Here is a 13,431-nt window from a genome sequence, read left to right as displayed (position 1 = left end):
AATCGCCAATCTGCAATCGGAAATCACCAATCACTCCAATAGCTTCACCTGCACGTTCTTATAATACACCACACTGTTGGGGTCATGGCCCTGCAGGGCAAATGTGCCGTTGGATATTTTTCGTTGCTCGCTGCCTTTGCCGCGCTGTACATTATCGGGCTCGGTATAATCAACGGCAATCTTATCGTTCACTTTGATGATGATGTGTTTGCCCTGTACAATAATATGCTCGGTGAACCATTGGTTGTCCTGCGCCAGGTTTTCGCGTACATCGCTGATGCCATACAGGCTGCCTGTTCTTCTCCAGTCGGTATGCGAATTATTTACCTGCACTTCGTAGCCTTTGGCAGGCCATCCTTTCTCCTGGTACAGGGTATGGAAATAGATGCCGGAATTGGCGCCGGGTTTGGTCATCACATCGGCCCTGAATTCGAAATTGGTAAAACTATGCGCGGCAACCGGTCCCTCGTAAAACAGGTGTGCGGTATTGCCATGCACGATGATCATGCCGCTGTCTGCACGGAAGGTTTGTGCATTGGCGCCCACATGCCAGTTGCTGAGTGTTTTTCCGTCGAAAAGGGAGATCCATTTGCCCTGCCTGCTGTGATGCGTTCCTGCGCAGGAAACGATAAAAACGGCTGCAAGAATAAAGAGTAGGGGAATATTGCGTGTATTCATCATGTGCTGGGAATGATGAATAAAAATACACTATTTTAAAAAGAGCCAATGGGCCGGTTTGAAAAAACCGGCCCATTGGCAAAAAACGGCTTATTTACACATACCTGGTTACGCCGGGTACGGGAATATTGTAGAACCCGTCTGCATTGGGCACTACCGGCGGTGCGGCATCCCATGCATATACTTTCGGTTGTATGTTGATGCCGGAATGAATGGCTTTGTCCCAGCTGACCACCTGTCCGCTGTAGGTAGCCATCCGCCCCAGTATGGAGGTCATGGTGCTCTTTGCGCCGTTTTCGGCATCGGCAAATTTGTATTCGCCTTTGGCGATAGCGGCAAACAGTTCATCGTGTTCGGCCTGGTAAGGCTGGTTCTCCGTTTTCCTGTCGAACTGGTACAAAACCTTCCCGCTCGGATCGGTGATGGTGCCGCGGCCGCACTGTATTTTTCCCTTGGTGCCAACCAGCAGTTCGTCTACGCGGCTCATGGTACCGGGTATATGACGGCACTGGCTGTTCAGGATAGAACCATCGGCATACTCGAATTCAACATAGTGGTGGTCAAATATCTCCCCGTTATCCTTTCCCTTACGCACCTGGCGGCCGCCCATACCCTGCGCTTTTACAGGGTAGCCTCCCTTGAACCAGTTGATCACGTCCAGGTTATGGATATGCTGCTCGGTGATATGATCGCCGCAAAGCCATACAAAATAATACCAGTTGCGCATCTGGTATTCCATCTCGGTCTGTTCCGGTTTACGGGCGCGCACCCATACGCCATCGTTGTTCCACCAGGCCTGTGCCGAAGTGATGTCGCCGATCATATCCTTCCTGGCAAACAGCTCGCGGTAGGAAGTCTGGTAATGTCTTTGCAGACCCACCACCACATTCAGTTTTTTCTGTTTCGCGATCTCCGCCGTAGCCAGTACTTTCTGCACGCCGGCGGGGTCTGTGGCCACGGGTTTTTCCATGAACACATGTTTGTTCTGCCTGATGGCTTCATCGAAATGAATGGGACGGAATCCCGGAGGCGTTGCCAGTATGACCACATCGGCAAGCGGGATGGCTTTCTGGTACGCATCAAAACCCGTGAACTTTCTTTCTTCGGGTACATCGATCCTGTTTTTTACATCGGCAGGCGTTTCATCGGATGTTAACGATTTCAGGCATTTGTCGATATTGTCTTTGAAGGCATCCGCCATTGCAACCAGTTTTACATTCTGTTTGCTTCTCAGCGCCTGCATGGCCGCACCGGTGCCGCGGCCGCCGCATCCGATCAGTACCACCTTGATGGCATCATCCGCACCGGAAAAAAAGTTGGCGCGCGAAAGAAATGGCGCAGCGATCAATCCGCCCGCGATCAGCGAGGATTGTTTAACGAAATCTCTTCTCGAAGAGTTGTTGGCAGCATCGTTATGCATGGTGTTGGTTTTTTGTGATGGTTTATGGTCGTTTGTTATTCTTTTTCTGCGGACATATCCGTCATTCCTATTGCCCAAGGTATGCCGAAAAAAACGCATCTGCTGCTTCTTTCGAAGGCTGTTTGAACGGGCGCATGATGCGGAAGCCGACAGAACGCGCATCGGTGATCCACCACCGGCTTTTCGGTATCTGCGGATCGCGCTGGTTCCAGGACGGATCGGATTGGATACGGCCCGCAATCCTGAGCTCCCTTGCCGTTTCGGAAAAACCACCGCCCCGCAATGTCTTCGGATACCGCGTTCTGTTCGCCGCTACTTTACCGGAAGCCGGGTAGTGTTCGGTATAATGATCCAGCGTCCATTCCATCACATTACCCAGCATATCGAACAGTCCCCATGCATTGGGTTGCTTTTCGCCAACTTTATGAAATGCATCGTCGCTGTTGGCCGCATACCAGGCATAGCTGCCAAGCTGCGCAGAATCGTTTCCGAAAAAATAGGCCGTGCTGCTGCCCGCCCTGCAGGCATATTCCCATTCCGCTTCCGTTGGCAGGCGATAAAAAACACCTGTTTTCTGGTACAGCCAGCGACAGTACATCAGGGCGGCGTACTGCGACATGCTGTTGGCAGGGTAGCCGCCTTCCTTGCCCATGCCCCAGCTGAAATCTATGTATTGCGGGCTGGGCCTGGTAATGGCATCCACATCCGAGTTCTGGCTGGTGTTCTCGTCTTTGAGGAACACATCCAGTTCATCCCTGGTCACTTCATAAGCGGCCATCCAGAATGGGGCGATATGTATTTTCTGCTGCGGACCTTCGTCTGCATTGCGGCCTTTTTCAGCCGGCGCGCTTCCCATCAGCACATCGCCTTCTTTTACCGGAACCATTTTAAAACGAAAACCGCTGCCCGGTATGGCCTGTTCATAAGACTGAAAATTGCCGGTCTGTGCAAAAACACCATGAACAGAAAACAAAACAGAAATGCAGAGAAAACATTTTTTCACATCAGCAATTTTAGGGCTTTTCAAGATAGCCAATTTGTGTAATAAAATACCGCATCGGCCACGCGAAAAACAGCATTTTATAACAGTAAAAAATGCGCAACCGGTTGAGCAGGAAATACACCGTGAAAAGCCATGGACAACAGGCGGGCCGTTACGTCCGCACCGATCCGCATCAGCCCGTTCCTCAGTTGCCCGGGCGGGTGTTTTTCCAGTACCGTGCAAAGCCTTTGGTGGTATGCGTTGCCAGCTTTCCGGCTTTGCGTTCATTGATCAGCAGTTCTGCGTGACAGGCTTCCGCAAGTTTCCTGGCCTGCGCAACAGGCAGTATGCTGCAGGCGGTGGCGAGCCAGTCGGCTTCGGCACCGTTACCGGCAATCACCGTTACATTGCGCTGCGTGGTAATGCCATAGCCCGTGCGGGGATCTATGATATGTGAATATTTTTTGTCGCCATGTTCGATATACTGGTAAATATCCCCCGAAGTGGCCACCGCTATGTTTTGCAGCAGCAGTTTCTTCGACAGCAGTTCGTCTGTTGTTTCCGGTACGTTTACGCCGATGGTCCAGCCTGCGCTGCCCGGAGGCGCGCCGCTCATCGCCATATCGCCGCCTGCATCCACCAGTGCGCTGCGAATACCTCTCATGGTAAGCCGGTCCAGCACCAGCTGGGCAATATACCCTTTGGCAATACCGCCCGGGTCGAGCCGCATTCCTTTTTTGGTGAGCAGAACGGTATGCTTTGTCTTATCGAGCCGGATGGCATCGAAGCCGGTGGCTTTTTTTGCCGACGCAATTTCTCCGGCGGTGGGAAACTGCCGGGTTTTTCTTGCCTTACGCCATACCATGCTGAGCGGGCCCACCGAGATATCAAAAGCGCCATGGCTTTTGCGCCAGGCCTGTTCCGACAACAGCATCAGCTGCCAGAGCGCGGGCGAGAGCGGCTGTTCGGTCGACGTTCCTGCCGTATTATTGACAAGGCTCAGCTCGCTGCCAGGATCGTAGTCGCTGAATATGCGATTGAGCGAATCCACCAATCCGAAGCATTCGCCGGCCAGCTGCCCTGCCCGCACCGAATCGTCCGCAACCATAATGATAGTAAATGGCGATCCCATTTTCTGGTTCGGAAAAACATATTTCTTCAACTGGCCCTGCGCCGTTGCGCCACACAGCAGGGCGATCATAATAAAACCTGTATATCTTAACAAAGTTGATCGTTTATAGGGTGATAGCCGTAAATTTAGCGACAAATACCACGCTACATGCAAAGGAGAAAATTCATGCAGCAAAGTCTGCTCGCAGGCGGATCGCTGCTCAGCCTGTCCGAAACAATGGCCGCCGTAAAAAAAACGCATACCGCAACGGCCGCCCAGCCGTTCCAGTGTAACTATGCTTTTCACGACGGCATGTTCCGAAACCATGCCGGGAACGATTTTATCGATCAGATCAAATTCGGTCATGAGATGGGTTTCAGGGCGATAGAAGATAACGGCATGATGAGCCGCACCCCCGAAATGCAGCAGAAGATTGGCGATACGCTGGCCAAACTGGGTATGACCATGGGCGTATTTGTTAACCAGTTTGACAAATGGCCGCTGCAGATATCCATGACCGGCGGCAAGAAAGAGTGGAAGGACAAATTCATACAATACTGCAAGGATTCGGTGGAAGTGGCCAAGCGCTGCAATGCCAAATGGATTACCGTGGTACCCGGTAACTACGACCGCACCCTGCCCGAAGCCTACCAGACCGCCAACGTGATCGAGTTTATGCGCCGCGGTGCGGAAATACTGGAGCCGCACGGACTGGTGATGGTGATGGAACCCTTGAGCGATACGCCTGAACTGTTCCTGCGTCTTTCCTCACAGACCTATACGATCTGTAAGGCGGTGAACAGTCCTTCCTGCAAAATACTCTTTGATATGTATCATATGCAGCGCAACGAAGGCAATATCATCAGCAATATAGACCGGGCGTGGGACGAGATCGCTTATTTCCAGATCGGGGATAACCCGGGCCGCAAAGAACCCGGCACCGGTGAAATGAATTACCAGAATATATTCAAACATATCCTGAAGAAAGGCTACAAAGGCGTGTATGGAATGGAGCACGGCAATGCAAAACCCGGTAAGGAAGGAGAGGAAGCGCTGATCAATGCCTATCGTACAGCCGACAGTTTTTCTGTATAACCAATAGCCCGGCCCTGCTTGCGCCGTTATTGTAAAATATGCCATGATGAAAAAAATCTGCCTGGTACTTCTTACCGGAACGCTTACCGTATGTTCGTATGCGCAGCTGATGCTGCAGCAAGTACTCACCGAAAACAGGAAGGACCCTATCGGTCTTGATATTACCCACCCGCGTTTTAGCTGGCAACTGCAGAGCGATAAAAGAAATACACTCCAGACAGCCTACGCCATCACCCTGCAGGATGTGCAGCATCCCAAACAGGTGATATGGGAGTCGGGGAAAAAAAACTCCGGCCAGTCTGTATATGTTGCGTACAACGGACCGGCACTGCAGAGCGGGAAGAAATACCGGTGGACGGTAACGGTCTGGGACAACCAGGGACGCATGGCAGCCAGCGCCCCGGCATTTTTTCAGATGGCTTTGTTACAGGCGCAGGACTGGAAAGCAAAATGGATAGAGCCGGGATATACGGAAGACAGCGTTCAGCGGCCAAGTCCTTTGTTCCGGAAACAATTCTCCATCAGTAAGACCGTTGCATCGGCCACCGCATACATCACCGCGCATGGTTTGTACGAAGCCAGCCTGAACGGCAAACGCATCGGCAACGATTACCTTACCCCGGGATGGACCGCCTACCAGAAACGCCTGCAGTACCAGGCATACGATGTAACGGCAATGCTGGGTAAAGGAACGAACGCGATCGGTGTTGCGCTGGGCAGCGGCTGGTACCGCGGTTATATCGGTTTTTCGAACAACAAAAATTTCTATGGTAAGGATATTACCCTGCTGATGCAGGTGGATATCGTATATACAGACGGATCACGCGAGTCGGTGGTAACCGATGACACCTGGAAATCGGCAACAGGTGCCATCCGCTCTTCCGAAATATACAATGGAGAAACCATCGATGCGCGCGAGGAGAAACAGGGCTGGCGCCTGGCTTCGTATAATGATGCGGGTTGGAGCGGCGTAAAACCCGCCAGTCACCCCATGCATACGCTGGTGGCCACTTACAATGAGCCGGTCCGTAAACACGAAACTTTTCAGCCCGTAAAAATATTCCGTACGCCATCCGGGGAACAGGTGATCGATTTCGGGCAGAACCTGGTTGGCTGGGTAACGCTGAAGGCAAAGGGTAATGCCGGCAGTAAGATCGTAGTATCCCATGCAGAAGTGCTGGACAAAAGCGGCAATTTTTACATTACCAATCTGCGTGCGGCAAAATCGCAGGATGTGTTTATCCTGAAAGGCGGGGAAGAAGAAAGTTTTGAACCGCATTTCACCTGGCATGGCTTCCGTTACGTGAAACTGGAGGGTTACCCGGGAGAGATCAAACCGGAGCATATCAGCGCCGTGGCATTGTATTCCGATATGCCCGTAACGGGAGGTTTCGAATCGTCGCATCCGCTGATCAACCAGTTACAGAAAAACATTGTATGGGGACAGAAAGGAAATTTTCTCGACGTGCCTACAGACTGCCCGCAACGCGATGAACGGCTGGGCTGGACCGGCGATGCGCAGGTATTTGCGCGAACGGCGTCTTTTAATATGAACGTGCACAACTTTTTTTACAAATGGCTCAAAGATGTGGAAGCCGATCAGCAGCCCAACGGAAGCGTGCCTTTTGTGGTGCCGAATGTACTCGGCGCCAATGCAGGCGCTTCTGCAGGATGGGCCGATGTGGCCAATATCATTCCCTGGACGATGTACCTGGCCTACGGCGATAAACAAATACTCGAAAACCAGTACGCCAGCATGAAGGCCTGGGTGAGTTATATGCAAAGCCGCAGTAAAAACGATCTCTGGAACACCGGTTTTCATTTTGGCGACTGGTTGTTCTACCGACCCGATGACGATAACAGCGGCCGAGCGGCGGTAACAGATAAATACCTGATCGCACAGTGTTTTTACGCTTACTCAACACAGTTGCTGGTCAACGCGGCCACCGAACTGGGTAAACAGAATGATGCGGCAAATTACCAGGCGCTGCTGCAAAAGATCAAAAATGCGTTTGTAAAAGAATATGTAACAGGCAACGGTCGCCTGGTCTCAAGTACACAAACGGCATACGTGCTTGCATTGAATTTTGATATGCTGCCCGAGCCGATGCGGACACAGGCGGCAGACAGGCTGGTGGAAAACATTAAAAGCTACGACAACCACCTTACCACCGGTTTTCTGGGTACGCCTTATCTGTGCCATGTGCTGACCAGGTTTGGTCATGCCGATCTTGCCTATCAGTTATTGCTGCAGGAAACCTATCCCTCCTGGTTATACCCGGTAAAAATGGGTGCCACCACCATATGGGAAAGATGGGACGGTATTAAGCCCGATGGCAGTTTCCAGGTTCCTTCGATGAACTCGTACAACCATTATGCCTATGGCGCCATCGGCGACTGGATGTACCGGGTGATGGCCGGTTTGGATACCTATGAAGATGGTGTGGGTTACCGTCATGCGCGCATCAGGCCGGTACCCGGCGGCGGCTTTACCCATGCTTCAGCCTCCCTGCAAACCTATTACGGCAAACTCAGTAACAGCTGGAAGCGTGAAGGCAACAGGCTGCTGATGGATGTGGAAATACCCGTCAATACGCGCGCAACCGTATACCTGCCTGCAAAAAACCAGGCGGCCATTACCGAAACAGGCGGACTCGCCATCAATGGAAAACAGGAGGAAAGCTATGTGGTGATGGAATTGGGTTCGGGCAGCTATCATTTTGTTGTAAATAACTAATATGAAAAAGATCGGATGTATCGTGATCGGGTGTTTGGTTGGTATCTGTTTGCAGGCCCAGCCGGTAGCTGCGGATGTAACATTGCCTTCGCACCCAAGGATATTATTACTTGCCGGGGAAGAAAAAATGATCAGTGCTTCTTTGCAGGACCCTACCTGGAAAGCCATGCACCATGCCCTGCTGCAGGAAGCCGCATCGTTCGAAAGCAAGCCACCCGTTGAACAGATCAAGATCGGCAAGCGGTTGCTGGATAAATCCCGGGAATGCCTGCGCCGTGTATTCTTTCTCTCCTACGCATGGCGGATGACGCATGAAGCAAGGTACCTGGCGCGCGCAGAGAAGGAATTGCTGGCAGTATCGGCGTTCACCGACTGGAACCCCTCGCATTTCCTGGATGTGGCCGAGATGACGATGGCCGCTGCGATCGGTTACGACTGGCTGTACGATGGATTGTCTGCCGCTTCCCGTAAGACGATCAAAGACGCCATACTGGAAAAAGGATTGAAAGCATCCCTCGAGCCAAAGAACAATGGCTGGTTGCGGGTATCCAATAACTGGAACCAGGTATGCAATGCGGGCATGAGTTACGGTGCCCTGGCCATTTACGAGGAGGAACCCGTAATGTCGCATGAGATCATTAACCGCGCGATCAGTTCGGTTGAGATTCCCATGAAGGAGTATGCGCCCGACGGCGCTTATCCGGAGGGATACAATTACTGGGGTTACGGCACCAGTTTCAACGTGCTCCTGATCGGTGCGCTGGAAAAAGCGTTCGGATCGGATTTTGGTCTCGCTGCCAAACCGGGTTTTCTTAAGACGGGTGCCTTTCTCGAACATATGGTGGGTGCTTCGCACAAGCCGTTCAATTTTTTTGATTCGGGTGGCAGCGAGGAACTGCATCCCGCCCTGTTCTGGTTTGCAGAAAGAACCAGCGATCCCTCGCTGCTCTGGATGGAAAAACCTTTACTCAATAACCCGGCATCGAAAAGAAATCTGTCCGACAGGCTGCTGCCTGCGATCATGATATGGGGTAAGAAGATCAGCATGGCGGGCATTCATCCGCCCAAAGCCCTTTTCTGGAAAGGCAATGGCCGTAATCCGCTGGTGATGATGCGTTCTTCCTGGACCGATACAGCACTCTATGTCGGCTTCAAAGGCGGATCACCTTCATCCAGTCATGCGCATATGGATGCGGGCTCTTTTGTACTGGATGCGGACGGCCTGCGCTGGGCGATGGATTTTGGTATGCAGGATTATGAAAATCTCGAATCAAAAGGCATCGATCTCTGGAACATGCGCCAGCAGTCACAGCGCTGGAAAGTTTTCCGCTACAACAACTATGCACACAACACGCTTACCGTGAACGATAGCCTGCAAAGGGTGGAGGGAATGGCGGAACTGACGGATTATTCAGATGCCGCTTCTGACATGAATGCGGTGGTGGATATGAGCGCGGTGTACCGGGGACAGCTCGCAAAATCGATCCGCAAGATTTCTTTGCTGAACAAATCATCCGTGCAGGTGCTCGATCGGATACAGGTGGCAGACAGGCGGGCGGTGATCCGCTGGACAATGGCCACGCCTGCCACCCCGAAGATCATCGATGCGCATACCCTGGAACTGAGCAGGGACGGAAAAAAACTGTTGCTATCGGTTAAACAACCCGCCGCCATCGAATGGAAGACCTGGTCAACCTCGCCCGCAAACGCGTACGATGCCGCCAATCCCGGCACCACGCTGGTTGGGTTCGAAACAAGCCAGGCCGCGGGAGCAAACGCCGTGATAGAAGTGCTGTTGCGGAAAGCTGATAAATGATGGAAGTCGTTTTACATCCAAACAATTATTTTCGGATACCTCTTATTTTACGCTAAATAGTCACACATGAAATGCTTTCGTATTCTGATTGTTTTTTTGCTTGTTACAAGTCTCGCTTCCGCGCAAACCGTCGTCGGCAAAGTATGGCCGATCGAAAAAGCCAATGAATGGTATGCCAAACATGCCTGGCTTACCGGTTCGGACTATATACCTGCCACCGCCATTAACCAGTTGGAGATGTGGCAGGCCGATACCTTTGACCCCGCAACGATCGATAAGGAACTGGGCTGGGCCGAAGGCATCGGCTTCAATACCATGCGTGTGTTCCTGCATAACCTTGCCTGGAAACAGGATCCGCAGGGGTTTAAGAAAAGAATGGAGCAGTTCCTCGATATCTGCGCCAAACACAGGATAGAACCCATGTTCGTGTTCTTCGACGACTGCTGGAACAAACTGCCTGCCATCGGCAAACAGCCCGCGCCCAAAACAGGCATCCATAATTCGGGATGGATGCAGGATCCGGGACAGCCTGCGTCGAGCGACGAAAAACTGTTTCCTGAACTGGAGAAATACGTGAAAGATGTGATGACACATTTTGCGCACGACAAACGCATACTGCTATGGGACCTGTACAACGAACCCGGTAACAGCGGCAAGCGCGATTCGAGCATGAACCTGCTGCGCAGAACATTTGAATGGGCCCGCGCGGTCAATCCCGACCAGCCGATTTCCGCCGGGTTATGGGCATGGGATTTTGAAAAGCTGAATGCATTCCAGGCGTTGAACTCCGATATCATCACCTATCATAATTATGATGAGCCTGCACAGCACCAGCGTGTGATACAGTTGCTGAAAGCGTTCGGTCGTCCGCTGATCTGTACAGAATACATGGCGCGTACACGCAACAGCCGCTTCACCAATATCCTGCCCTTGCTGAAAAAAGAGAATGTGGGAGCGATCAACTGGGGATTTGCGGGCGGCAAAACCAATACCATCTATGCATGGGATACACCTATCGCCGACGGCAGCCAGCCGAACGAATGGTTCCACGATATTTTCTTCGCCGACGGCAGGCCTTATCGCGAAGACGAAGTGAACCTGATCAGGAAGCTGACGAAGAAATGATCACCTGTATTATTGGATGGCTGGGATAACGCGGGATAAACACCGGGTTACTCTGCGCCATCCCGACAAAAAATATGCTGAACCTGCTCTTATGAAAAAAATACTTGTCGCACTGCTGCTGTTCACAGCAGAACTTGGCGCACAGCCGGTCAATTCTTCTTTGCTGCATGGCTCCTGGCCGGCATCCTGGATCACCTGCCCCAGGGTGCCGCAGCGCGATTACGGCGTGTATCATTTTCGTAAGACCTTTTCGCTCGACAGTAAACCGGAGCGGTTCATCGTGCATGTTTCTGCGGACAATCGTTACCGCTTATTCGTTAACGGCAGGCAGGTATGCGCAGGCCCGTCTCGCGGTGACCTGTATAACTGGTATTTCGAAACGGTTGATATAGCGTCTTACCTGCAGAGCGGCAACAATACCATTGCGGCGCTGGTATGGAATATGGGTGTGTATGCGCCCGTGGCACAGGTAACCAACCAAACGGCTTTTGTATTACAGGGCGATGGCGAAAAAGAAAAATCCGTTAACACCAACAGCAGCTGGAAAGTGCTGCAGGATACCGCCTATCATCCCTGCTCTACCGATAACGGCGCCCGTATGCGTTCGTATATGGTGATTGGTCCGGGCGATGAGCTGAATGCATCGGCCTATCCCTGGGGATGGGAGTCGGCAGATTTTTCCGATGCGGGATGGCAGCAGGCAGCACGTATTGCCGGTGCGGTTCCGGCAGGTTACGGTTCCGATAATTTATGGACACTGGCCCCGCGCAATATACCGCTGATGTTCGAGAAAGAACAACGGATAGGGTCTGTTCGAAGGGCCGATGGCATTGCTGCGGATCCCGCTTTCCTAAGGGGAACAAAACCCCTGGTGATTCCCGCCGACCAGACCGTAAGCATCCTGCTCGATCAGTCGTATAATACCGTGGCCTATCCGCAGCTGGTCACAAGCAGGGGCAAAGGCGCTTCGGTTAAACTTACCTATGCCGAGGCATTGTATACAAAAGACAACCGGAAGCTGAACCGTAACGAGGTCGATAATAAAACCATTATCGGCAACTACGATGTTTTTCTGCCCGATGGCGGCGATAAAAGAAGTTTTCGCCCGCTATGGTTCCGCACCTACCGGTATATGCAGCTCGACATCGTCACCAAAAGCGAGCCGCTGGTGCTGGAGGATCTGTATGGCATAGCCACCGGCTATCCCTTCGAGGTAAAAGCCTCTTTCCGCAGCAATGATGCATCGCTGCAGCAGGTATGGGATATCGGGTGGCGTACCGCACAGCTTTGTGCAGGTGAAACCTATTTTGACTGTCCTTATTATGAACAGCTGCAGTACGAGGGCGATACACGCATACAGTCGCTGATATCGCTGTATGTAACCGGCGACGACAGGCTGATGCGGAAAGCCCTGCTTGATTTCTATCATTCACGGGTGCCCGAGGGACTGACACAGGGCCGTTATCCCAGCAGCCGTTTGCAGGTGATACCGCCGTTCTCTTTATTCTGGGTATCGATGATACACGATTATTGGATGCACCGGAAGGACGAAAAATTTGTATCCGGGTTCCTGCATGCGGCGCAGGGTGTGCTCGACTGGTTTGAGAAAAAGATCGACCCTTCGAAGCAGATGCTCGGGCCGATGCCATGGTGGAGTTTTGTTGACTGGAACCATGCTTTCCCCGGCGGAACGCCGGATGGCGCCATGGACGGCCATTCAGCGATCATCACGCTGCAATACGTAAATACGCTGCAGCAGGCAGCCGAATTATTTACGGCCTACGGCAGAACTGCGGACGCTGCGCATTATACCCAGCTGGCCGCCACACTCCGCGAAGCCACCTACCGGCAGTGTTTTGATGCAGCCAAAGGTGTAATGGCAAATACACCGCTTAAGAAAACATTCAGCCAGCATGCCAGCATCATGGGTGTTATCACAGGCGCTATACCGGAAGCAGCCCGGAAGAAAGTAATGGAAAAAGTGTTGTATGATACTTCGCTTAGCCAGGCAACTTTTTATTACCGGTTCTATCTTAACCGCGCGCTGAAAAAAGCGGGTATGGCCAGTCTCTATTACTCGCAGCTGACCCCCTGGCGGGATATGATCGCCAACGGACTGACCACTTTTGCCGAAAACCCTGATCCCACGCGTTCCGATTGCCATGCATGGAGTGCAAGTCCCAACTACGATTTCCTGGCCACGATCTGTGGCATCGTGCCCGCATCGCCGGGCTTTGCAACGGTTCGTATTGAACCGGCGATGGGAGAGTTGCAGACGGCAGAGGGAAAAATGCCTCATCCGCTCGGAGAGATAGAGGTATCGCTGACGCGTAAAGGCAAAACGGGGGTGGAAGCCAGCGTAACGCTGCCGCAAAACCTGCGGGGTACGTTTGTATGGCGGGGAAAATCTGTTGTTTTAAACGGGGGAAAACAGAAAATCAGCCTGTAGTTCGGTACACATCAATTC

General features: G+C 52.2%; 9 protein-coding genes. 5 read left to right on the top strand and 4 right to left on the bottom strand.

Annotation, left to right across the window (positions count from 1 at the left end):
* Positions 1-30: 30 nt before the first annotated feature.
* From GWC94_RS09255 to GWC94_RS09240, 4 genes are all read right to left on the bottom strand, one after another.
* On the bottom strand, positions 31-681 hold the full coding sequence (locus GWC94_RS09255) for a 3-keto-disaccharide hydrolase (protein WP_161834751.1): 651 nt from the start codon (positions 679-681) through the stop codon (positions 31-33).
* Between the two features lie 91 nt (positions 682-772).
* Complete coding sequence (locus tag GWC94_RS09250) at positions 773-2,098, bottom strand: Gfo/Idh/MocA family protein (protein ID WP_161834750.1); 1,326 nt, start codon at positions 2,096-2,098, stop codon at positions 773-775.
* Positions 2,099-2,165: 67 nt separating this feature from the next.
* Entirely contained in the window at positions 2,166-3,101 is a 936-nt protein-coding gene (locus tag GWC94_RS09245) for a formylglycine-generating enzyme family protein (protein ID WP_317163457.1), read from the bottom strand.
* 184 nt (positions 3,102-3,285) lie between these two features.
* Complete coding sequence (locus GWC94_RS09240; protein ID WP_161834748.1) at positions 3,286-4,305, bottom strand: FAD:protein FMN transferase; 1,020 nt, start codon at positions 4,303-4,305, stop codon at positions 3,286-3,288.
* A 54-nt stretch (positions 4,306-4,359) separates the two neighbouring features.
* On the opposite strand from GWC94_RS09240, the gene GWC94_RS09235 reads away from it, so the two are divergent.
* From GWC94_RS09235 to GWC94_RS09215, 5 genes are all read left to right on the top strand, one after another.
* Entirely contained in the window at positions 4,360-5,286 is a 927-nt protein-coding gene (locus GWC94_RS09235; RefSeq protein WP_161834747.1) for a hydroxypyruvate isomerase family protein, read from the top strand.
* Between the two features lie 43 nt (positions 5,287-5,329).
* The gene (locus tag GWC94_RS09230; protein WP_235918498.1) at positions 5,330-8,023 is read left to right on the top strand and encodes a glycoside hydrolase family 78 protein; all 2,694 of its coding nucleotides are present in this window, start codon (positions 5,330-5,332) and stop codon (positions 8,021-8,023) included.
* A 1-nt stretch (position 8,024) separates the two neighbouring features.
* Positions 8,025-9,839, top strand: coding sequence for a heparinase II/III domain-containing protein (locus GWC94_RS09225; RefSeq protein ID WP_161834746.1), 1,815 nt, complete (start codon positions 8,025-8,027; stop codon positions 9,837-9,839).
* A gap of 66 nt (positions 9,840-9,905) precedes the next feature.
* Entirely contained in the window at positions 9,906-10,964 is a 1,059-nt protein-coding gene (locus GWC94_RS09220; protein ID WP_161834745.1) for a glycoside hydrolase 5 family protein, read from the top strand.
* Positions 10,965-11,055: 91 nt separating this feature from the next.
* Positions 11,056-13,413: an alpha-L-rhamnosidase-related protein gene (locus tag GWC94_RS09215; RefSeq protein WP_161834744.1), complete on the top strand. Its 2,358-nt coding sequence runs from the start codon at positions 11,056-11,058 to the stop codon at positions 13,411-13,413.
* Positions 13,414-13,431 lie beyond the last annotated feature (18 nt).

The organism is Sediminibacterium soli, assembly GCF_009939225.1.
In the GTDB taxonomy this organism is placed as follows: domain Bacteria; phylum Bacteroidota; class Bacteroidia; order Chitinophagales; family Chitinophagaceae; genus Sediminibacterium; species Sediminibacterium soli.
The sequence above is the reverse complement of the archived record's forward strand: the minus strand, read 5'-3'. Positions and strand labels throughout refer to the sequence as shown.